We start from the raw sequence: 21761 nt of genomic DNA on the forward strand, positions 1-21761 counted from the left end.
CCCTATGACCGGTCCGAGGAACGCGAGGCCTCCACCGGCGCGGTGCTCGCGCCGGAGCCGGGCACCGCGGAACTGCCGGCCCCTGGTTCACCGGGTGTATTCGTGAACCGGTGCAGCAGCCACTGCCAGAGCGGCAGCATCACGGGCGTGCCGTCGGCGGCGAGCGGCGTGCTGTCCTTGACGATCCGCGAGTGCGACTGCCCGGGGTCGCCGAGGCCGAGGTCGGTGAGGATCGCGTGCGGGTCGGCGCCGGCGAGCGGCGGGTCGGTGTCGGTGCGGAACGGCCCCGACGACCCCGCGAGCCCGAGCGCGGTCCACGAGCCACGGATGCGCGGCCCGAACTCGTCACGCACGTCGTCGATGGCGTACATCCGAGCGACCGGGGTGCGACCCGGCCGGTCCATCCACGCCGCGTGGACCGCGCCGAGGGACTCGACCGGGGACGAGAACATGAGCGCGCCGCGGACGGAACGGATGTGGGCGATGTACGCGGCCTCGCCGCCGCCCTGGGAGTGCCCGGCGACGACGATGTCGGACCAGTCGATGCCCTCGTGCGCGTCGACGAACCGCCCCCACCCGCCGTCCGGGTCGTGGTCGTCGAGGTACTCGATCGCGTTGCGGAACCGCGAGACGATCGACCCCGCCGGGGTCACCTGGCTGAACTGCGAGGGACGGCTCCCGTCGAACCGGTTCCGCTGCACCTGGCCGTAGCACCGCGCATCGGCCTCGCACGTCCCGGAGAGCGTCTTGCCGAGGTTCCAGTAGTCGAGCCCGAGCACGTGGTAGCCGTCGCCGAGCGCGGTCGCGAGGAACCGCTGGTACTGCGCCGGCTTCGCGCGGGTCGCCGGCAGGAAGAGCAGCAGCGGGCCGTCGGCGTCCGTCCGCGCTGCGAAGTCGTCGCGGTTCGGCTCGAGCCGCTCCCCCGCGATCGAGCCCAGGCGGAAGCGGTGGAACTCGCCGTCCGGTCCGTGCGCGTCACCGCGCGTGCGTTCCTGGGCCGCGGTCCGGCCGTCGTCCGCGAGCCGCTGCGCAGCGAGGACGTTCGCCGCGACGACGGTGCCAGCCCCCATCGCGAGGAGCAGGACGAACGCGACGGCGAGCAGGACCCGGTGCTTCACCGGCTGATCCGTGCCCATACCGCGTCGGCCGACCGGATCGTGTCCTCGACCGTGCCGGTGGCGTCGACGACGTGGTCCGCGAGGGCGAGACGTTCGGCGTCACTCGCCTGCGCGGCGACCCGCCGTTCGGCGTCGGCGCGGTCCATGCCGCGGTGCTCGACCAGCCGCTCGACGCGCTGCGCCGCGGGGGCGTCGACGACCACCACCGCGTCGAACCGGATCGGGCGCGACCCGGCGGCCTCGGCGAGGAGCGGCACGTCGTACACGACGATGGCGTCGGGGTCCGCGGCCTCGGCGTCGTCGAACGCCTGCTGCGCCAGCCGCCAGACCTCCGGGTGCGTGATGCCCTCGAGCGCCTTGCGCGCCTCGGGTTCGGCGAAGACGATCGCGCCGAGTGCCGGGCGGTCGAGGGAGCCGTCGGGGGCGATCACGGTGGGGCCGAAGCGTTCGGCGACCTGCGCCAGCCCGGGACTACCGGGGGCGACGGCCTGCCGAGCGAGCTGGTCGGCGTCGACGATCACCGCCCCGTGCTCCGCCCAGCGGGCAGAGACCGTCGACTTGCCGGCAGCGATGCCCCCCGTGAGTCCGATGATGCGCACGGCGTCCAGGCTAACGGGGCCGTCCTGCGGAACGCCGGAAGCCCGGCACCCCTCTGCTGAGGGAGTGCCGGGCTTCCGGTCGCGGATGCGACTCGATCAGTTGGTCGAGCTGAGCTTCTCGCGGAGCGCCGCGAGCGAGGCGTCGTCGGCGAGGGTGCCCGCACCGTTCGACTCGCCCGAGAACGAGGAGGACGACGAAGCGCTGGCCGGGAGGTCGAAGCCACCCTGCGCCTCTTCGGCGATGGTCTTCGCGACCTGCGCCTTGTGGGCCTCCCAGCGCGACTGGGCGGCGGCGTACTGCGCCTCCCACTCGGTGCGCTGGGCGTCGAAGCCCTCGAGCCACTCGTTCGTCTCCGGGTCGAAGCCGTCCGGGTACTTGTAGTTGCCCTGCTCGTCGTACTCGGTCGGCATGCCGTAGAGCGCCGGGTCGAACTCGGTGCCCTCCGGGTCCACGCCGTCGTTCGCCTGCTTGAGGCTGAGCGAGATGCGGCGACGGTCGAGGTCGATGTCGATGATCTTGACGAAGACCTCGTCACCGACGGACACGACCTGCTCGGCGAGCTCGACGTGCTTGTTCGACAGCTCCGAGATGTGCACGAGGCCCTCGATGCCGTCGGCCACGCGGACGAACGCACCGAACGGCACGAGCTTCGTGACCTTGCCCGGTGCGATCTGGCCGATCGCGTGGGTGCGGGCGAAGACCTGCCACGGGTCCTCCTGCGTCGCCTTGAGCGACAGCGAGACGCGCTCGCGGTCCAGGTCGACCTCGAGGATCTCGACGGTGACCTCCTGGCCGACCTCGACGACCTCGCTGGCGTGCTCGATGTGCTTCCAGCTGAGCTCCGAGACGTGGACGAGACCGTCGACGCCGCCGAGGTCCACGAACGCACCGAAGTTGACGATCGAGGAGACGACGCCCTTGCGGACCTGGCCCTTGTGGAGGTTGTTGAGGAACGTGGTGCGCGACTCGGACTGCGTCTGCTCGAGCAGGGCGCGGCGCGAGAGGACCACGTTGTTGCGGTTCTTGTCGAGTTCGAGAATCTTCGCCTCGAGCTCCTGACCGAGGTACGGCGTGAGGTCGCGGACGCGGCGGAGCTCGATGAGCGAGGCCGGGAGGAAGCCGCGGAGGCCGATGTCGACGATCAGACCGCCCTTGACGACCTCGATGACCGTGCCGGTCACGACACCGTCGGACTCCTTGATCTTCTCGACGTCGCCCCAGGCACGCTCGTACTGCGCCCGCTTCTTCGACAGGATCAGGCGGCCTTCCTTGTCCTCCTTCTGGAGGACCAGGGCCTCGACCTCGTCACCGACCTCGACGACCTCGTTGGGGTCGACGTCGTGCTTGATCGAGAGCTCGCGCGAGGGGATGACACCCTCGGTCTTGTAACCGACGTCGAGGAGGACCTCGTCGCGGTCGATCTTCACGACGGTGCCGGAGATGAGGTCTCCGTCGTTGAAGAACTTCAGGGTCTTCTCGACCTCGGCCAGGAAGTCATCAGCCGAGCCGATGTCGTTGATGGCGACCTGCTTGGGAGCCTTGGTCGTGGTGGTTGTCATGTAGAGATTGCTCCGAACGGACATGAGTCGGGCTGCACGGCGAGGGAGCGACCCTCTGGTCCGCACCTCGGACGAGGGCGAGCCGGACAGCGGTGTGATTGGTTGGCGCGGATTGCGCCGCACAAGTCTAACCGCACCGGAGGAAGCCCCACAACCGGGCGTGTCGCCGCGTGACCACACGCAGGACGGGAGGCGCGGTGCGGGCCCGCACCGCGCCTCCCGTCCGTCCGTCCGTCGTCGGCGTCGTCAGCCGAGCAGCGCGCTCCGCAGGGTGTCGAGTCCGATGCTGCCGAGCGCGAGCGCGCGGTGGTGGAACGACTTCAGGTCGAACGCCGCACCCTCGCGCGCCGCGACCTCGTCGCGGATCGACTCCCACACGCGCTGCCCGACCTTGTACGACGGCGCCTGCCCGGGCCACCCGAAGTACCGCGCGACCTCGAACCGGACGAACTCCGGCGCCATGTTGACGTTCTGCCCCATGAAGTCGAGCGCGTACTCCCACGTCCAGGCGCCGCCGTCAGGGTTCGTCTTCTGCAGGTGCACGCCGATGTCGAGCACGACGCGCGCCGCACGCATCCGCTGCCCGTCGAGCATGCCGAGTCGGTCGCCGTCGTCGTCGAGGAAGCCGAGCTGCTCCATGAGACGCTCGGCGTAGAGCGCCCAGCCCTCCACGTGCCCGGACGAGCCGGCCAGCTGCCGACGCCAGGTGTTCAGCTCGCCGCGGTTGTAGACGCCCTGGCTGATCTGAAGGTGGTGACCGGGGACGCCCTCGTGGTACACCGTGGTCTTCTCACGCCAGGTGCCGAACTCGGTCACGCCCTGCGGCACGGACCACCACATCCGTCCCGCACGGGAGAAGTCGTCGGACGGGCCGGTGTAGTAGATCCCGCCCTCCTGCGTCGGCGCGATCCGGCACTCGAGGCGCTTGATCGGGTCAGGGATGTCGAAGTACTTCCCGTCCATCTCGCGGATGGACTCGTCGCTCGTCTCCTGCATCCACCGCTGCAGCGCGTCGGTGCCGTGCAGGATGCGGGCCGGGTCCTGGTCGAGGACCTCGATCGCCCGCGCGACGCTCGCGCCGGACTCGATGCGGTCGGCGATGCGCTCCTGCTCCTCACGCATGCGGGCGAGCTCCTCGATGCCCCAGGCGTAGGTCTCGTCGAGGTCGACCGTGGCGCCGAGGAACCGGCGGGAGTGCAGCTCGTAGTCCTCGCGACCGACGGCGTCGACCGGGGTGGCGAGCGGCAGCAGCTCGTGCTCGAGGAACTGCCCGAACGAGCGGTACGCGGCCGCAGCGACCTCGGCGCCGCGCTCCAGCTCGGCACGCAGCGCATCCGGGACCGGCGCGTCGCCCTCGAGCGTCGCGCCCGCGGCGAGCTGGTGGAACAGGCCGCCCTCGGCACCGTTGCGGGCAGCCTGCTCGGCGATCAGCGCGACCTGTCGCTTGGCGGGGGTGACGTCCGCGCGTGTGCCCTCGAGGAGGGTCTCGCGGATGCCCTCGAGCGCGTCCGGCAGGGCCTGGAGTCGGCTCGCGACGTCCTGCCAGTCGGACTCGGTCGCGGTCGGCATGAGGTCGAGGACCTCGCGGACGGACTGGGCCGGGCTGGCGATGACGTTGAGGTCGCGGAGGTGCAGCTTCCGCGCGTAGGACTCGGCGATCAGGTCGAGCTCGGCGCCGAGGTCGGTCTTGGTGACCCGGTCGACGTCGTCGGTGGTCTCGGCGGCGTCCAGGGCTCGCTTCGCCGCCGCTGCGGCCTCCGCCATCGCGGTGGCGCCGGCAGGCGAGGTGTCCCCGTACTCCCCCGTGCGCCCGGGCACACCGATGTACGTGGCGACGGTCGGGTCGAGGTCGACGAGGGTGGTCACCCAGTCCTCGGCGACGCGGTCGACGGCGGTGGGCTGGCGGGAAGGACGCTCTTCACTCATGCAGACGACCCTACCGAGGGCGGTTCCGGGCGTCGGCGGCAGTTCCGGGCGCGGCTGGGGGGTTCGGGTGCGGCTGGCGGTCCCGGGCGCGGCTGGCGGTCCCGGGTGTGGCTGGCGGTCCCGGGTGTGGCTGGCGGTCCCGGGTGTGGCTGGCGGTCCCGGGTGTGGCTGGCGGTCCCGGGTGTGGCTGGCGGTTCCGGGCGCGGCGTGTCTTTCCGGGCGTACCTCGTCTTCCGTTCCGACCCGGTACGCACGGTTCCGCCATTCATCGCGCCCGCGATGGGAAGGATCGGGCGAGGCGCAGCGTGCTGAGCACCGGTCCCGCTCGGCGCGGTGTGCGCGCAGGACGGACGGGAGGCGCGGTGCCAGTCGGCTCCGCCCGCTCGCGAAGGCGCGGGTGGCGGTGCCGGGCGTGGCTGGCGGTTCCGGGCGTACCTGGTCTTTCCGGGCGTACCTCGTCTTCCGTTCCGACCGGGTACGCCCGGTTCCGCCATCCATCGCGCACGCGATGGGAAGGATCGGGCGCACCGCGGCGTGCCGAGCACCAGTCCCGCTCGGCGCGGTCGGCGCACAGGACGGACGGGAGGCGCGGTGCCAGTCAGCTCCGTCCCCTCGCGAAGGCGCGGCGCAGCCCAGCGGCGCGGGCCGGCCCGGCCCCTCCGGCGTCTGGTCGTCTCGAGGGCGCGACCGGCTCGCGTCAGTGCGCCGCGGCCTCCCAGTTGGGGCCGACGCCCACCGAGACGTCGAGCGGGACGCTCAGCTCCGCAGCCCCGCCCATGCGGGTGCGGAGGATCTCCTCGACGCGGTCCTGCTCGCCAGGCGCGACTTCGAGGATGAGCTCGTCGTGCACTTGGAGGAGCAGGTGCGACTCGAGGCCGCCGTCCCGCAGGTCCGCCGCGACACCGAGCATCGCGATCTTCATGATGTCGGCGGCGGAGCCCTGGATCGGAGCGTTCAGGGCGGCTCGCTCGGCATTCTCCCGCAGCACGCGGTTCGGGCTCTTGAGGTCCGGGAAGGGCCGACGGCGACCGAAGATCGTCTCGGTGTAGCCGTCCTCGCGGGCCTGCTCGACCACGTTGCGGAGGTAGTCGCGGACGGCGCCGAACCGGGCGAAGTACTCGGTCATGAGGGTCCGCGCCTCGGACTGCTCGATGCGCAGCTGCTTCGACAGACCGAACGCGCTCAGACCGTATGCGAGGCCGTACGACATCGCCTTGACCTTCGTGCGCATCTCGGGCGACACGTCGGCCGGCTCGACGCCGAACACCCGTGCGCCGACGAAGCGGTGGAGGTCCTCGCCCTCGTTGAAGGCCTGGATGAGCCCCGGGTCGCCGGAGAGGTGCGCCATGATCCGCATCTCGATCTGCGAGTAGTCAGCGGTGATGAGCGTCGTGTACGGCTCCGCCACCGCGAACGCCGATCGGACCCGACGGCCGACGGCGGTCTTCACCGGGATGTTCTGCAGGTTCGGGTCCGTCGAGGAGATGCGGCCGGTGCTGCTCCCCGTCTGCTCGTACCGGGTGTGGATGCGGCCGTCGACGATCGCAGCGTCGAGGGTGTCGACGATCTGCCGGAGCTTCGTCGCGTCGCGGTGCTGGAGCAGCAGGCCGAGGAACGGGTGCGGGTGCTGCTCCTGCAGGTCGGCCAGGCTCGCGGCGTCGGTCGAGAACCCGGTCTTCGTCTTGCGGGTCTTCGGCATGGCGAGCTCGGTGAAGAGGACCTCCTGGAGCTGCTTCGGCGAGCCCAGGTTCACCTCGTGCCCGATCTCGGCGAAGGCCTGCTGGGCGAGGTCGGCCGCGCGCTCCCCGAGCTCGTGCGACAGGTTCGTGAGGACGGGCCGGTCGATCGCGACGCCCGTGGTCTCCATGCCGGCGAGGACGTGCACGAGCGGCAACTCGATGTCGTCGAGCACCCGCAGCGAGGACTCGTCCAGGCGCGCCCGGATCGCCGTCGTCACCCGGAGCACGTACCAGGCGTGGACGCCGACGTTGACCGGGTCGGTCTCGGGCACGAGCTGGTTCGGGTCGGCGGTGGGGAGTTCCTCGCCGAGCTCCTGGTAGACGAGGTCGGCGAGGGGCTGCCCCTGCTTGCCGGGCTGCGCCAACCACCCGAGGATCCGGGCGTCACCGGCGAGGCCGTTCACTGTGAAGCCGACCGTGGCGAGCACCTTGATCGCGGTCTTGGCGTCGTGGAAGTGCTTCGGAGCGTCCGAGGCGAACCACGCCGCCAGCTGCTCGTAGTCCTTCGCGCCGCTGCCGCCGGGGACGAGCACGGCGTCGTCGTGGGTCGCGATGCCGATCGCGCTGAGGCGGCCGTCGATGACCTCGACCGCGACGCCGAAGCCGTTCGCGGCGTCCTTCGCCTTGCGCTCGAGCCAGTACCCCAGCTCTTCGTCGATGATCGTGGTGACCTTCGGCGGCGTCGGGGCGCCGTCGTCGACACCGCCCTCGGTCGCCGTCGACTCGGTCGGCTCCCCCGTGCCCGCGACCTTGAACACCCGGTCGAGCAGGGTGCGGAACTGGAGCTTGGCGAAGAGGTCGCGGACGGCCTGCTCGTCGAGGGGGCGGAGGGCGACGTCCGCGGGCCCGACCGGCAGCTCGACGTCGTTCACCAGCCGGTTGAGCTTGCGGTTCCGGATCGCGCGGTCCTTCTGCTCGCGCAGGTTGTTGCCGACGACGCCCTTGATCTCGTCGGCGTGCTCGAGCACCCCGTCGAGCGACCCGTAGAGGTTGATCCACTTGACCGCGGTCTTCTCGCCGACCTTGTCGATGCCGATGAGGTTGTCGCTGGTCTCACCGACGAGCGCCGCGATGTCCGGGTACTGGTGCGGCTCGATGCCGTACCGCTCGTACACCTTGTCGCGGTCGTACCTGGTGAGCTCGGACACACCGCGGACGGACGGGTAGAGCAGCGTGACGTCGTCGTTCACGAGCTGGATGGAGTCGCGGTCGCCGGAGACGACGTACACCTGGTAGCCCTGCTCGGACCCCTGGCGGGCGAGGGTGGCGAGGATGTCGTCGGCCTCGTAGTCCTCCTTCGTGACCGTTGCGATGCCCATCGCCTCGAGCGCCTGCTGCAGCAGCGGGATCTGCCCCTTGAACTCGGGCGGGGTCTCGGAGCGGGTGCCCTTGTAGTCCTCGTACTCACGGGTGCGGAACGAGAACCGGGAGATGTCGAACGCGACCGCGAGGTGGGACGGCTTCTCGCGCTGGAGGAGCATGAGCAGCATCGAGATGAAGCCGTGGATGGCGTTCGTGTGCTGCCCCTCGCGGTTCACGAAGCTGTCGACCGGGAGCGCGTAGAACGCCCGGAACGCGAGGGAGTGGCCGTCGATGACCATGAGGGTAGGCTTTGCGGAGTCCGACACCCGGACAGCCTACTGACGCCATCCGACACGGGAGTCCTGCGCGCGTGACCGACGACGAGACCACCACCACCGCTGTCGACGACCGTCTCGCCGAGCGCGGCATGGGCGAGCTCGCCGAAAAGATGGGCATGGTCATCACCGAGCTCACGGCCGAGCGCGCGGTGGGCACGATCCCGGTCGAGGGCAACCGCCAACCGGTCGGCCTGCTCCACGGCGGCGCGTACGTCGTGCTCGCGGAGAGCCTCGGGTCGATGGCCGCCAACGTCCACGCCGGCCCCGGACGCTACGCGGTCGGCATCGAGCTCAACGCCTCGCACTCGCGGAGCGCCACGACCGGGACCGTCACCGGCACCTGCACCGCGATCCACCTGGGCAACACGCTCACCACGCACGAGATCGTCCTCACCGACGACCAGGGGCGGCGCTGCTCCACCGTGCGCATCACCAACATGATCCGCGACGCCCGCTGACGCGGCAGACGAAGATCGCCGTCGTGCACGGCGCACCCGGCGCGCACGAACCGACCGGTCGCGACACCCCGCCTGCGTTGCATGCTGGGCGCAGGACGTGTCGCCGCGGCACGTTGGAGAGCGACACATGATGCGACCGCGGCGTCCGCACTCGGGCACGCCGGACAGGAGGCGCGTGGCGGGCTCACGCCGCGCCTCCCGTCCGCACTCGGGCGCGCCGGACAGGAGGCGCGTGGCGGGCTCACGCCGCGCCTCCCGTCCGCACTCGGGCGCGCCGGACGGGACGCCCGTGGCGGGCGTGTACCGCGCCTCCCGGTCGACCCGCGGTCACCACGGACGACGAGAGCGCCGTCTCCCCGAGGGGAGACGGCGCTCTCGTGCGAGCGACGCGGTCGCTACTTCTTGGCGCTGAGCTGCTCGATGATCGCCTTGGCGACGTCGTGCATGGTGAGGCGGCGGTCCATCGACGCCTTCTGGATCCAACGGAACGCCTCGGGCTCGGTGAGGCCCATCTTCTCGTTGAGCAGGCCCTTGGCACGGTCGACGAGCTTGCGGGTCTCGAAGCGCTCGACGAGGTCCGCGACCTCCGCCTCGAGCGTGATGATCTGCTGGTGGCGCGAGAGGGCGATCTCGATCGCGGGCAGCAGGTCGTTCGGGGTGAACGGCTTCACGACGTAGGCGAGGGCACCGGCCTCGGTGGCGCGCTCGACGAGGTCCTTCTGGCTGAACGCCGTGAGGAGGACCACCGGAGCGATGTGGTTCTTGGAGAGCTTCTTGGCCGCGGAGATGCCGTCCAGCTGCGGCATCTTGACGTCCATCACGACGAGGTCGGGGCGGAGGTCGGTGGCGAGCTGCACGGCGGTCTCGCCGTCGCCCGCTTCACCGACGACGTCGAAGCCGTTGTCGCGGAGGATCTCGACGATGTCGAGGCGGATGAGCGACTCGTCCTCGGCGACGACGACGCGACGCGGTGCTGCTGGGGTTGCTTCTGTGTCACTCACGAACGAAACCTTACTAGAACGCGCCTGCACACCTTGCTCGGCAGGCTCCTGAACGAGTGGCGGGTCCTCGGCACGCGGGGTCGTCCCGCAGGCCGTGAGCCGCGTCGTACGAGTGGCGGGACTCGAACCCGCACGCCGTGAGGCAGAGCATTTTGAGTGCCCCGTGTCTACCGTTCCACCACACTCGCGAGGAGATCAGGCTAGCAGCACCCGCAGGTCGAACACCGCGCCCCGGAGCGCACCGGCGCCGCTCCGCCCCGCTCGGTCGGCGGCGTGCGCGAGCGTGCCGCCGTGCGCCTCCGCGATGCCCCGCGCGATCGGCAAGCCGAGACCGGCGCCTCCGGAGCGGACGTCGCGTGCTGCCTCGAGCCGGACGAGCCGCTCGAACACCCGCTCCCGTTCGGACGTCGGGATGCCCGGGCCGTCGTCCTCGACCCGGAGGACGGCCTCCCCCGGCTCGTCCGTCAGCGTGAGGCGGACGGTCCCGCCCGGTCCGGTGGCCCGCGCGGCGTTGTCGGCGAGGTTGCCGACGACCTGTGCGAGCCGGTCCGGGTCGACGTCGGCGACGACCGGACGGTCGGGGACGACGGTCTCGACGGTGGTGGCGGAGAGCCGGAGGCGGAGCCGTTCCGCCTCGGCGACGAGCCACGGCACGAGGTCGGTCGGTCGTCGGTCGAGGGCGATCCCCCGGTCGAGCCGGGCCATCGTCAGCATGTCGTCGACCAGCCGCGCCGCACGGTCCGCCTGCCGGACGACGTGCACCGCGAGCTCCTCGTTCGTCGCGGGGTCCGCAGCACCGTTCCGCACGAGCGTGTCGGCCGCTGCCCGGACGCCGGCGACCGGGGTGCGGAGCTCGTGCGCGGCGTCGGAGAGGAACCCACGCACCCGTTCCTCCGCCGCGACCGCCTTCGCCTCCGCGCCCTCGACGACGTCGAGCATCTCGTCGAACGCGAGTGCGACCCGCCCGATCTCGGTGTCCGTGCGCTCGGGACGGAGCCGCCGACCGCGGTCGCCCGAGGCGATCGAGCGTGCCGCTGCGGTCATCTCGTCGAGGGGTCGCATGGTCCGTCGGACGACGAGGACGAGACCCACGACCGCGACCCCGAGGAACGCCGCGGACGCGCCGCCCATCACCCAGCCGAGCTGGGCGAGGGTCTCCTGTACGTCGCGGGTGCCGGCGGTGAGGGTGATGCGCGTCCCGTCGGCGAGGTCCGAGCGCAGCGTCAGCACGCCGTCGTCGTCCCGCACCGAGGACGACGTGATCCGCGTGCCGGACGATGCTGCCGTCGACGTCGCGGTCGACCCCTCGGCCGACGAGTCGGTCGCCGCCGACCGTCCCGTCCCCGCACCGTCGGACCCCGGTGCGGGTCCGGGCAGCCCACCCGGGTCAGGTGGGCCCTTCCGCAACTGGTCCGGTGTCGGACCCGCCTCCACGGCGGCGCCGTCCGGCTCGACGATGCGGACCGAGAGGCCCTGCGCCGACAGCCGGTCGGCGAGGTCGTCGGCGTCGAGCACCCCGACGAGCGCGGCGGCCGCGGACGCCCGGTCGCGCAGACGGTCCTCCACCTGGGCGGTGAGCCTGGCGCCGAGGACGGCCTCGACCGCGACGACGAGGCCCGCGAGCAGCACGGCGAGGAGCACGGTGACGGCGACGACGGTGCGGAGCCGGAGGGACGTGGTGCGGAGCGGTCGCTCGGTCGCGGTGCCGTCCCCGCTCACGCGGCACCCCGGTCGACCGCGAGCCGGTACCCGAGCCCGCGCACGGTGTGCACGAGTCGAGGTCCGTGGGCCTCCATCTTCCGCCGCAGTGCGCTGAGGTGGACCTCGACCACGTTCGGGTCGACGTCCTCGTACCCCCACACCTGGGTCGTGATCTGCGCCTTCGAGACCGTGCGGCCGCGGCTCTCGGCGAGGAACCGGAGCAGTCGGAACTCCGTCGCCGTGAGGTCGAGCAGCGCGCCGGCCCGCCGGACGGTCGAGGCGTCGGGGTCGAGCACGAGGTCCCCCACCTCGATCACCGACGGGATCCGTCCGCGTCGGCGCAGCACCGCCGTCACCCGGGCGACCAACTCGGCCATCGCGAACGGCTTCACCACGTAGTCGTCCGCGCCCTCGGCGAACCCGCGGAGCCGGTCGTCGAGCTCGTCCCGCGCGGTCGTCATCACCACGGCGGCGTCCGAGCGCGCACGGATGCGCGCGGCGAGGAGGATGCCGCTCGGGCCGGGGAGCATCCAGTCGAGGAGCACGAGGTCGGGGGCGGTGCGGTCGAGGTCCTCGGCGATGGTGCGGCCGTCCGGGGCCTCGGCGACGACGAAGCCCTCGGCACGGAGGGTCGTCGCCACCGCGGTCCGGAGGGAGTCGTCGTCCTCGACCACGAGGATGCGTGCGGGTGCGTTCACGGCGGACACGGTAGGTCGGCTCCGCCATCACGGAGCATGGAACGGCCTGGAGAACCCCTGTGCGCCGCCGATGCTTCAGTCCTGCTTCAGATTCGGATCCGAGCGTCTCCTCGACGGCGGCCCGACCGGGTCGCCCGACGAACAGGAGACACCATGCAGCACGAACAGGACGACCAGCCCACCGTCGGCCGTCGACGCCGGACCCTCCGCGCGGTCGGCATCGGCTCGGCAACGGCAGCGGTACTGGTCCTCGGCGGTGTCGGCGTGACGGCGGCGATGGCGGCGCCGAGCGCTCCGACCGTGGCACCGTCCGGCGCCCCCAGCGACGCTCCTTCGGGTGCGCCCAGCGGCGCCCCGAGCGGCGCCCCGAGCGGCGTCCCGACAGGTGCACCCAGCGGGGCGCCGAAGCCCGGCCCGGGTGGCGGCGCCGGCGGACCCGCAGCGGCACCCGGGTGCGTCGCCGGCCCGCTCGCCGACGGGAAGGCACCGACCCCGCCGGCCGCACCGAAGGACGGGAAGGCACCCACCCCGCCCGCCGCACCGAAGGACGGGAAGGCACCCACCCCGGCCGCCGCACCGAAGGACGGGAAGGCACCCACCCCGCCCGCCGCACCGAAGGACGGGAAGACACCCACCCCGCCCGCCGCACCGAAGGACGGGAAGGCACCCACCCCGCCCGCCGCACCGGAGGACGGGAAGGCACCCGCCGAGGACGGTACGGCCACGCCGGCACCCACGACGGGCTCCTGACCCGGTGCCCGCACCCGGTGCGGGAGGCGCGCGCCGTCGACCGACCGGTCGACGTGTGTCGTGCCTCCCGGCCGTCCGCGAGGGGGTCAGGGCCGCTCGATCGCCTCGATCGCCGCCACCACCCCGGCCCGGCGCGGCGACCGCCGCGGCAGCACCGCCAGCAGCGCACGGAGCACCTGCTCGTCCGCAGCACCGTCCGCGGTGCGCACCCACGCCTGCAGCGCCTCGACGCCGCCGTCGGCGAGCAACGCCTCGCGGAAGCGGGAGCGCACGAGGTCGCGCAGGTCGTCGACGCCGGGCGACGCGGACCCGGGGAGGACCGGCCCCGTGTACCGGCCGACGGCCTGGAGGCGCGCCCCGCGATCGAGCGCGGACAGCACGCTGTCGACGTCGGTCCGGACACCGGAGAGGCGGTACGGCCGTGACGTCAGGCGTGCGTCCGGCGCGTGGTCCGCGAGCACCCGACGGAGTCGGACCACCTCGGCACGCAACGTCGTCACCGCCTGCTCGTCGCCGTAGACGGCGACCGCCAGGTCCGCCGCGGAGAGCCCGGCCGGCGCGGCGGCGAGCACGGCGAGGATCTCCGAGTGCCGTTCGGAGAGCCGCACGCTGCCCGAGGCGCTCCGGAGCGTCGCCGTGTCCGATCCGAGCAGGTCGAGTGCCGTCGTGTCCGACAGCGTCGCCGGAGCGACCGGGCGACGGAGGGCGGCGAGGGTGAGTTCGGCCTCGGCTGCGGCAGCGGTCGCGGTGAGCAGCGGGAGGGTGTGCCGCTCGACCGCGCGTTCGTCGCCGGTGAGGTCCAGTGCGCCGACCACGCGGCCAGCGGCGTCCCGGAGCGGGACGGCCGTGCAGGAGAACGCCTTGACGGCCGTCGCGTAGTGCTCCTCCGCGCGGATCTGGACCGGGCGGCCCAGCCGGAGTGCGGTCCCCGGCGCGCTCGTACCCGCGTGCTCCTCCGCCCAGTCGGCGCCCGCGACGAAACCCATCCCCTCCGCCGCCGTGCGGGCCCGGTGCGCACCGTCGACCCAGACGAGTCGACCGGCCGCGTCCGTCACCGCGACGATGCAGCCGGCTGCGCTGGCGTCGTCGAGGAGCAGCCGACGGACGACCGGCAGCGCGGTGCCGAGCGGGCCCGCACGGCGGAGGGCGTCGAGTTCGTCGTCGCCCAACGCCACCTCGGGGAGGCCGTCCGGGTCGACGCGGGCGGACCGCTGCCACGACTCGGCGACGAGCGGACGGAGCCCGGACGGTGCGCGCACGTGCCCTCCTGTCCGGAACCCCGACCGCGTCGTCGCGGCCGGTGCGGTCAGCCTACGTCCGACCACTCGCCGGGACCAGGCCCAGGTCGACCAGTTCCTCGTCGGAGAGCATCCGCGACCGTGTCAGGAACCGCTTGCCCTCCGGCACCTCGAGCGAGAAGCCCGCACCACGGCCGTCGACGACGTCGATGGTGAGGTGCGTGTACTTCCAGTACTCGAACTGGGAGCGGGACATGTAGACCTCGACCGGGTCGATGCCGTCGACCTCCAGCGCGCCGAGCAGCACGTCGCCGGGGCCGGTGCGGAACATCCCCACCGGGTAGCACATCGGGCTCGAGCCGTCGCAGCAGCCGCCGGACTGGTGGAACATGAGCGGGCCGTGCCGGGCGGCGAGGGAGCGCAGGAGCTCCCCCGCCGCCGGCGTGACCGCCACGCGGGCGGTGCTCATCAGAAGAAGCCCATCGGGCCCTCGGCGTAGGACACGAGGAGGTTCTTCGTCTGCTGGTAGTGCTCGAGCATCATCTTGTGGTTCTCACGACCGATGCCGGACTGCTTGTACCCGCCGAACGCTGCGCCCGCCGGGTACTGGTGGTACGTGTTCGACCACACACGACCGGCCTGGATGTCCCGGCCCGCGCGGTAGAGCGTCGTCGCCTCACGGCTCCACACACCGGCACCGAGGCCGTACAGCGTGTCGTTGGCGATCCGGATCGCGTCGTCGTACCCGCTGAAGGAGGTCAGGGCGAGGACCGGCCCGAAGATCTCCTCCTGGAAGATCCGCATCGAGTTGTCGCCTTCGAAGACCGTCGGGGTGACGTAGTAGCCGCCGGACAGCTCACCGCCGAGGTCGGCCCGCTCACCACCGGTCAGGAGCTTCGCGCCCTCCTGCTTGCCGATGTCGATGTAGCTCAGGATCTTCTCGAGCTGGTCGTTCGACGCCTGCGCCCCGATCATCGTCGACGGGTCGAGCGGGTGCCCCTGCTTGACGGCGCGCACGCGGTCGAGTCCGTCCGCGACGAACCCGTCGTAGATCTCCTTCGCCACGAGCGCTCGCGACGGACACGTGCAGACCTCGCCCTGGTTGAGGTTGAAGAACGCGAAGCCCTCGAGCGCCTTGTCGTAGAACGCGTCCCGCTCCTGCGCGACGTCCGCGAAGAAGACGTTCGGGCTCTTGCCGCCGAGCTCGAGCGTCACCGGGATGAGGTTCTGCGACGCGTACTGCATGATGAGCCGGCCCGTCGTGGTCTCGCCCGTGAAGGCGACCTTCCGGATGTCCGGGTGCTGGGCGAGCGGCGCACCGACCTCGATGCCGAAGCCGTTCACGACGTTGAGCACCCCTGCCGGGAGCAGGTCGCGGATCAGCTCGACGAGCACGTGGATCGACGCCGGGGTCTGCTCGGCCGGCTTCAGGACGACGCAGTTGCCCGCGGCGAGGGCCGGGGCGAGCTTCCACACCGCCATCAGGATCGGGAAGTTCCACGGGATGATCTGGCCGACGACGCCGAGCGGCTCGTGGAAGTGGTACGCCACGGTGTCGTGGTCGATCTCCCCCGTCGAGCCCTCCTGCGCGCGGATCGCGCCCGTGAAGTACCGGAAGTGGTCGATCGCGAGCGGGATGTCCGCGCCGAGGGTCTCGCGGATCGGCTTGCCGTTCTCCCACGTCTCGGCGACCGCGAGCATCTGGAGCTGCTCCTCCATGCGGTCCGCGATCTTGTTGAGGATGCCGGCGCGCTCGGCGACGCTCGTGCGGCTCCACGCCGGGAACGCCTTCCACGCGGCCTCGACGGCCCGGTCGACGTCGGTGGAGTCACCGCGGGCGACCTCGCAGAACACCTTGCCGGTCACGGGCGTCGGGTTCTCGAAGTACTGCCCGCCCGCGGGTGCGACGTACTCCCCGCCGATGAAGTGGTCGTAGCGTGACCGGTACTCGACGAGCGACCCTTCCTCGCCCGGGGCGGCGTAGGTGGCTGGCGACGGTGCGATGGTCATGATGGACACCTTTCGACGACGTTGTCGGGGGGCGCTGGGTCCGCGCCTGCCCGCACGCTACGACGCTGGAGGTTGCATCTCGTTGCATGCTCGCCCCCGGTGCGACGCCCGCGCCCGCGGCCGGCGCAACCGGTCGTCGACGCCCGCACCCGCGGCGGGCGCAACCGGTCGTCGGCACCCGCACCCGCGGCCGGCGCAACCGGTCGTCGGCACCCGCAGCCGCGGCCGGCGCAACCGGTCGTCGGCGCCCGCACCCGCGGCCGGCGCAACCGGTCGTCGGCGCTCGCGGTAGCGTCGGTGCCGAGCAGGCCCGACCGCGGCCGACCAGGGAAGGAGTGCTCGTGGACTCTCGTGCCGTCCGGACGTTCCGCGTCTTCGTCGTCGTGACGGCGGTCGTCGCGATCGCGCTCGGCATCGTCGCGGTGGTCTGGCCGCGCCCGACCCTGGCGCTCCTCGCGGTGGTGTTCGGCGTCTACCTCGTCGTGGCCGGAGCGCTCCGGGTGTTCGCCGCCGTCCGCGGGCACGGGACCGCACCGGTCTGGCGCTGGACGTCCGGCGTCGTCGGGGTGCTCGTCGGTCTCGCCGGACTGCTCTGCCTGGTCGACCCCGTCGTGCCGCTGGTCGTGTACGCGGTGCTCGTGGGGGTCGGGTTCATCATCGAGGGAGCCGTGTCGATCGTCGGCGCGGTCGTCGGGCACCCCGGGTCGTCACGCGTCCCGACGGCGGTGAGCGGCGTGCTGTCGGTCCTCGGCGGCGTCGCCGTGCTCCTCGCCCCCACCCTCGCGCTGGCGGTGTTCACGGTGCTCGCCGGCATCGCCCTGGTCGTCGTCGGCGCCGCCGCGCTGCTGCTCCTGCCACCCCGGGCAGCCGCGCGACGCTGACCGCGTCCGCGTCCGCGTCCGCGTCCGCGTCCGCCTCAGCGTCCGTCGACGGCGCCGAGCCAGCGCCGGAACGCGATCGACCGACCGACCGACAGCGGCGCAGCCGCGCTACGCCGCCCCGGTCCCGAACAGCAACCCGAGGCCGTACGTCACGACCGCCGCACCGAACCCGATCGCGAGCTGCCGCAGCGCGCGCTTCAGCGGTGAGGCGCCGCTGAGGACCCCGACCACCGCGCCCGTCCCGAGCAGCGCGATCCCGACGAGCACCCCGGCGACCGCGATCGCCGGCCACCCTTCGAGCCCGAACGCGTACGGCAGGATCGGGATCACCGCGCCGGAGGCGAAGAAGCAGAAGCTCGACAGTGCCGCGCTCATGCCGTTGCCGATCGCCTCGTGGTCGTCGCGCGTCGGCGTGGACCCGGTGTCGGCCGACGCTCCGAGCCCGCCGATCACCTCGGCAGCGTGCGCGTGCGCCGCCGCCTCGTCCATCCCCCGTGCCCGGTAGACGAGGGCGAGCTCGTTCGCGTCGACGTCGAGGTCCGCCACCGCCCGCCCGGCCTCCGGGTGCGGCGCCGACGCCTCGAGCAGCTCACGCTGCGACCGGACCGACACGTACTCCCCCGCCCCCATCGAGAGCGCACCCGCGAGGAGCCCCGCGATGCCGCTCAACAGGACGAAGTGGCGGTCTGCCCCGGAAGCACTGATGCCGATGATGAGTGCGAGGTTCGAGACGAGTCCGTCGTTCGCGCCGAACACGGCTGCGCGGAAGGTCCCGGACAGCCGCATCCGGCCCCGGTTCGCGAGCCCGCGGACGACCTCCCCGTGGATCCGCTCGTCGGCCGCCATCCGGGCGGTGGCATCGTCATCGTCAGCGTAGGGCGAGCGGTCCTCGGCCCGCTGCATGAGCGCGAGGACGAACACCGATCCGAACCGCTTCGCGAGCGACGCCAGGACGCGCGTCCGGACGCTCCCCCGCTGCGGCCGACCGACCCGGTCCCCGAGGAGGTCGAGCCAGTGCTGCTCGTGTCGCCCCTCCGCCTCGGCGAGGGCGACGAGGATCTCGCGCTCCTCACCGTCGCGACGCGCGGCGAGGTTCCGGTAGACGGCGGCCTCCGCACGCTCGTCCGCCAAGTAGCGGCGCCAGCGTCGGACGTCGGCCCCGGAGGGTGCTGACACGGTGTCGTCCTGGAGGCTCACACCGCCCATCCTGCCCGGTCGCGTGACGCGGTGGTCGCGTCGGCCGCGGGGCGGACGCCACCCGCGGCGTCTGGTCGGGTACGGATCGAGCAGCGGCGACGGGACGCGACAGGGCGCGGACCGGAGGCCGTGCGGATCACCCGCACCGTGCCTCCCGTCCGCGCCCTGTCGGGTCGCGACCGGCGTCAGTCGCGCACGTAGGCCGGAGCGGCCTCGGCGTGCGCGTCGCCGACGCGGTGCACGCGGAGGTCGTTCGTCGAGCCCTCGATGCCGGGAGGCGAACCCGCCGTCACGACGACGCGGTCGCCAGGGGCGGCGAGACCGTGCTCGAGGAGGACGTCGTCGACCTGCGAGAACAGCTCGTCGGTGTGGGTCTTCCGATCGACCAGGAACGACCGGACACCCCAGGTGAGCGCCATCCGGCGCCGCGTGGCCTCGTTCGGGGTGAACGCGATGATCGGCAGACCGTGGCGCAGGCGCGACATGCGACGAGCCGAGTCGCCCGACTCGGTGAACACGCAGAGGTAGGAGGCCTCGGTGAACTCCGCGATCTCGACGGCGGCGAGGGTGATCGCGCCGCCGAGCGTGCGGGGCTTCGTGCCGAGCGGCGCGATGCGCTCGAGGCCGTGGTCCTCGGTCGACTCGACGATGCGGGCCATGGTGCGGACGGTCTGCACCGGGTACTCGCCGACGCTCGTCTCGCCCGAGAGCATGACGGCGTCCGCGCCGTCGAGGACGGCGTTCGCCACGTCGGAGGTCTCCGCGCGGGTCGGGATCGGCGACGAGATCATCGACTCGAGCATCTGCGTCGCGACGATGACCGGCTTCGCCATGCGGCGGGCGAGCTCGACCGCGCGCTTCTGCACGATCGGGACGGCCTCGAGCGGGAGCTCGACGCCGAGGTCACCGCGGGCGACCATGATGCTGTCGAACGCGTCGATGATCTCCTCGAGCGCGTCGACGGCCTGCGGCTTCTCGATCTTCGCGATGACGGGGAGGCGCTTGCCCTCCTCGTCCATGATCTCGTGGGCGCGCTGCACGTCGGCGGCGTTCCGGACGAACGACAGCGCGATGAGGTCGGCGCCCTGACGGATCGCCCAGCGGAGGTCGGCCTCGTCCTTCTCGCTCAGCGCGGGGACGTTGACGGCGACGCCCGGCAGGTTGATGCCCTTGTTGTTCGACACGGTGCCGGCGACGACGACCTCGGTCCGGACACGGACGCCGTCGGTGTCGAGCACGCGCAGCCGCACACGACCGTCGTCGATGAGCAGCGGGTCGCCGGGCTTGACGTCCTGCGGCAGGCCCTTGAACGTCGTCCCGCAGATCTCCTTCGAGCCGGGGACGTCCTCGGTCGTGATCGTGAAGACGTCACCGACCTCGAGGTCGTGGGGGCCGTCGGCGAACTTCGCGAGGCGGATCTTCGGACCCTGCAGGTCGACGAGGATCGCGACCGGCTTGCCGAGCTCCTTGGCGGCGCGACGGACGTTCTGGTAGTTGGCCTCGTGGACGCTGTAGTCACCGTGGCTGAGGTTGAGTCGGGCGACGTCGACGCCCGCCTCGATGATCTCCTTGACGGTCTCGTACTCCGACGTTGCCGGTCCGAGCGTCGAAACGATCTTTGCGCGTCTCAATGGATTCCTTCTGGTGGTGGATGGTGCTTGGGTTTCCGCGCTGTGGGGCCGCGCGGAACGAAGCGAGGCCACCAGCACCCTACCGAGTGCCGGTGGCCCGTCGCTCACTCGTCGTGCATCAGACGGTGATCGCTCGGTCGGTCGCCTTGACCGGTGCCGGGAGGATCGTCGAGCCCTCGAGGTACGCGTCGACCTTCGCGGCGGCGGCACGGCCCTCGGCGATCGCCCACACGATGAGCGACTGGCCGCGACCGGCGTCCCCGGCGACGAAGACACCCGGCTCGTTGGTCGAGTAGTCGGCCTCGCGGGCGAGCGCGCCGGAGGGCGCGGTGGGCAGTCCGAGCTGGGGTTCGATCGTGTCGGTCTCCGGACCGGTGAAGCCCATGGCGATGAGGACGAGGTCGGCGGGGATCTCGCGCTCGGTGCCGGCCTTCGGGACGCGGCGGCCGTCGAGGTACTCGGTCTCCGCGACGCGGAGGGCACGGACCTCGCCGGCCTCGTTGCCGAGGAACTCGACCGTGGAGGCGAGGAAGTGCCGCTCGCCGCCCTCCTCGTGCGCGCTCGTGACCTCGAACACGGTCGGGAACATCGGCCACGGCTGGTCGGACGGACGCTCGAGCGGCGGCTGCTTGCCGATCGCCAGGTTCGTCACGCTGAGGGCGCCCTGCCGGTGTGCGGTGCCGATGCAGTCAGCACCGGTGTCGCCGCCGCCGATCACGACGACGTGCTTGCCCTCCGCCGTGGTCTGGTTGTCGACGGTCGTACCCGCGTTCGTCTTGTTCTGCTGGACGAGGTAGTCCATCGCGAAGTGCACGCCCGCGAGGTCGCGCCCCGGGATCGGCAGGTCACGCGGGACCATCGCGCCGGTCGCCACCACGACGGCGTCGTACCGGGACTTCAGGTCGTCCCAGGTGATGTCGCGCCCGATCTCGACACCCGCGCGGAAGCGGGTGCCCTCGGCCTGCATCTGGGCGAGACGCGCGTCGATCTGGCGCTTCTCCATCTTGAAGTCCGGGATGCCGTACCGGAGCAGACCGCCGATCCGGTCGTCGCGCTCGTACACCGCGACCGTGTGGCCGGCGCGGGTGAGCTGCTGCGCGGCGGCGAGCCCTGCCGGGCCGGAACCGACCACGGCGACGGTCTTGCCGGTCAGCCGCTCGGGCGGGTGCGGCGTGACCCAGCCGTTCTGGAACGCCTCGTCGATGATCGAGACCTCGACCTGCTTGATCGTCACCGGGGGCTGGTTGATCCCGAGCACGCAGGACGCCTCGCACGGAGCCGGGCAGAGTCGGCCGGTGAACTCCGGGAAGTTGTTCGTCGCGTGCAACCGCTCGATCGCCTGTCGGCCCTCGCCGCGCCACGTGAGGTCGTTCCACTCCGGGATGAGGTTCCCGAGCGGGCATCCCTGGTGGCAGAACGGCACGCCGCAGTCCATGCACCGGCCGGCCTGGCGCTTGAGCGCGCCGGACTCTTGCTGCTCGTAGACCTCTTTCCAGTCCATGAGCCGCACGGGCACGGGGCGTCGGGGCGGGAGCTCGCGCTCCTGCACCTTCAAGAAGCCCTTGGGGTCAGCCATTGGTCGCCTCCGTGGTGTTCGTGTGCCCTGTCTGTTCC

The 21761-nt window shown here is 72.1% G+C and carries 17 protein-coding genes and 1 tRNA gene; 3 read left to right on the plus strand and 15 right to left on the minus strand.

Annotation, left to right across the window (positions count from 1 at the left end; translation table 11 throughout):
- Positions 1–2: 2 nt before the first annotated feature.
- The 5 genes from ABC270_RS11155 to polA all read right to left on the minus strand — a co-directional run bounded on the left by ABC270_RS11155 (position 3) and on the right by polA (position 8570).
- Complete coding sequence (locus ABC270_RS11155) at positions 3–1118, minus strand: BPSS1187 family protein (RefSeq protein WP_412880860.1); 1116 nt, start codon at positions 1116–1118, stop codon at positions 3–5.
- On the minus strand, positions 1115–1717 hold the full coding sequence (coaE, locus tag ABC270_RS11160; RefSeq protein ID WP_412880861.1) for a dephospho-CoA kinase: 603 nt from the start codon (positions 1715–1717) through the stop codon (positions 1115–1117). The genes ABC270_RS11155 and coaE overlap by 4 nt, the downstream gene beginning before the upstream one ends.
- A gap of 96 nt (positions 1718–1813) precedes the next feature.
- On the minus strand, positions 1814–3277 hold the full coding sequence (rpsA, locus tag ABC270_RS11165) for a 30S ribosomal protein S1 (RefSeq protein WP_412880862.1): 1464 nt from the start codon (positions 3275–3277) through the stop codon (positions 1814–1816).
- Between the two features lie 246 nt (positions 3278–3523).
- Positions 3524–5203, minus strand: coding sequence for a DUF885 domain-containing protein (locus ABC270_RS11170; protein WP_412880863.1), 1680 nt, complete (start codon positions 5201–5203; stop codon positions 3524–3526).
- 697 nt (positions 5204–5900) lie between these two features.
- Positions 5901–8570, minus strand: a complete 2670-nt coding sequence (gene polA, locus ABC270_RS11175; protein WP_412880864.1) for a DNA polymerase I — start codon at positions 8568–8570, stop codon at positions 5901–5903.
- 101 nt (positions 8571–8671) lie between these two features.
- On the opposite strand from polA, the gene ABC270_RS11180 reads away from it, so the two are divergent.
- Positions 8672–9040, plus strand: coding sequence for a PaaI family thioesterase (locus ABC270_RS11180; protein ID WP_412882078.1), 369 nt, complete (start codon positions 8672–8674; stop codon positions 9038–9040).
- 395 nt (positions 9041–9435) lie between these two features.
- Here ABC270_RS11180 and ABC270_RS11185 read toward each other — a convergent pair whose 3' ends face one another.
- The 4 genes from ABC270_RS11185 to ABC270_RS11200 form a co-directional block, all read right to left on the minus strand.
- Positions 9436–10041, minus strand: coding sequence for an ANTAR domain-containing response regulator (locus ABC270_RS11185; protein WP_412880865.1), 606 nt, complete (start codon positions 10039–10041; stop codon positions 9436–9438).
- Positions 10042–10148: 107 nt separating this feature from the next.
- Positions 10149–10229: transfer RNA gene (locus ABC270_RS11190), tRNA-Leu, on the minus strand.
- 7 nt (positions 10230–10236) lie between these two features.
- Entirely contained in the window at positions 10237–11760 is a 1524-nt protein-coding gene (locus tag ABC270_RS11195; protein WP_412880866.1) for an ATP-binding protein, read from the minus strand.
- Positions 11757–12440, minus strand: coding sequence for a response regulator transcription factor (locus ABC270_RS11200; RefSeq protein WP_412880867.1), 684 nt, complete (start codon positions 12438–12440; stop codon positions 11757–11759). Before ABC270_RS11200 ends, ABC270_RS11195 begins: the two co-directional genes overlap by 4 nt.
- 153 nt (positions 12441–12593) lie before the next feature.
- Between ABC270_RS11200 and ABC270_RS11205 the strand changes: the two genes are divergently transcribed.
- The gene (locus ABC270_RS11205; RefSeq protein ID WP_412880868.1) at positions 12594–13190 is read left to right on the plus strand and encodes a hypothetical protein; all 597 of its coding nucleotides are present in this window, start codon (positions 12594–12596) and stop codon (positions 13188–13190) included.
- 86 nt (positions 13191–13276) lie between these two features.
- On the opposite strand, the gene ABC270_RS11210 is transcribed toward ABC270_RS11205, so the two are convergent.
- Genes ABC270_RS11210 through exaC form a run of 3 tightly spaced genes read right to left on the minus strand, consistent with a single transcriptional unit; the run spans position 13277 to position 16438 of the window.
- Entirely contained in the window at positions 13277–14449 is a 1173-nt protein-coding gene (locus ABC270_RS11210) for a GAF domain-containing protein (protein ID WP_412880869.1), read from the minus strand.
- A gap of 52 nt (positions 14450–14501) precedes the next feature.
- Positions 14502–14897 (minus strand): DUF779 domain-containing protein, encoded by a 396-nt coding sequence (locus ABC270_RS11215; protein WP_412880870.1) that lies wholly within the window; start codon positions 14895–14897, stop codon positions 14502–14504.
- Entirely contained in the window at positions 14897–16438 is a 1542-nt protein-coding gene (gene exaC, locus ABC270_RS11220; RefSeq protein WP_412880871.1) for an acetaldehyde dehydrogenase ExaC, read from the minus strand. The genes ABC270_RS11215 and exaC overlap by 1 nt, the downstream gene beginning before the upstream one ends.
- 341 nt (positions 16439–16779) lie before the next feature.
- Here exaC and ABC270_RS11225 point away from each other — a divergent pair, with 341 nt between their 5' ends.
- Positions 16780–17319, plus strand: a complete 540-nt coding sequence (locus ABC270_RS11225; protein ID WP_412880872.1) for an HdeD family acid-resistance protein — start codon at positions 16780–16782, stop codon at positions 17317–17319.
- 108 nt (positions 17320–17427) lie between these two features.
- Here ABC270_RS11225 and ABC270_RS11230 read toward each other — a convergent pair whose 3' ends face one another.
- The 3 genes from ABC270_RS11230 to ABC270_RS11240 form a co-directional block, all read right to left on the minus strand.
- Positions 17428–18525: a VIT1/CCC1 transporter family protein gene (locus ABC270_RS11230; protein ID WP_412880873.1), complete on the minus strand. Its 1098-nt coding sequence runs from the start codon at positions 18523–18525 to the stop codon at positions 17428–17430.
- A gap of 176 nt (positions 18526–18701) precedes the next feature.
- A complete protein-coding gene (gene pyk / locus ABC270_RS11235; RefSeq protein ID WP_412880874.1) occupies positions 18702–20147 on the minus strand; it encodes a pyruvate kinase in 1446 nt (481 codons plus the stop codon).
- A 118-nt stretch (positions 20148–20265) separates the two neighbouring features.
- Positions 20266–21723 (minus strand): glutamate synthase subunit beta, encoded by a 1458-nt coding sequence (locus ABC270_RS11240; RefSeq protein WP_412880875.1) that lies wholly within the window; start codon positions 21721–21723, stop codon positions 20266–20268.
- Positions 21724–21761: the final 38 nt, after the last annotated feature.

It is taken from the genome of Curtobacterium phoenicis, assembly GCF_047238015.1.
GTDB lineage: Bacteria > Actinomycetota > Actinomycetes > Actinomycetales > Microbacteriaceae > Curtobacterium.

Bases quoted from the DNA above. Each gene is read 5' to 3' on its own strand.
- rpsA (WP_412880862.1), bottom strand. From the start codon at position 3,277: ATGACAACCACCACGACCAAGGCTCCCAAGCAGGTCGCCATCAACGAC.
- ABC270_RS11170 (WP_412880863.1), bottom strand. From the start codon at position 5,203: ATGAGTGAAGAGCGTCCTTCCCGCCAGCCCACCGCCGTCGACCGCGTC.
- ABC270_RS11180 (WP_412882078.1), top strand. From the start codon at position 8,672: ATGGGCGAGCTCGCCGAAAAGATGGGCATGGTCATCACCGAGCTCACG.
- ABC270_RS11205 (WP_412880868.1), top strand. From the start codon at position 12,594: ATGCAGCACGAACAGGACGACCAGCCCACCGTCGGCCGTCGACGCCGG.
- ABC270_RS11215 (WP_412880870.1), bottom strand. From the start codon at position 14,897: ATGAGCACCGCCCGCGTGGCGGTCACGCCGGCGGCGGGGGAGCTCCTG.
- exaC (WP_412880871.1), bottom strand. From the start codon at position 16,438: ATGACCATCGCACCGTCGCCAGCCACCTACGCCGCCCCGGGCGAGGAA.
- ABC270_RS11230 (WP_412880873.1), bottom strand. From the start codon at position 18,525: ATGGGCGGTGTGAGCCTCCAGGACGACACCGTGTCAGCACCCTCCGGG.
- ABC270_RS11240 (WP_412880875.1), bottom strand. From the start codon at position 21,723: ATGGCTGACCCCAAGGGCTTCTTGAAGGTGCAGGAGCGCGAGCTCCCG.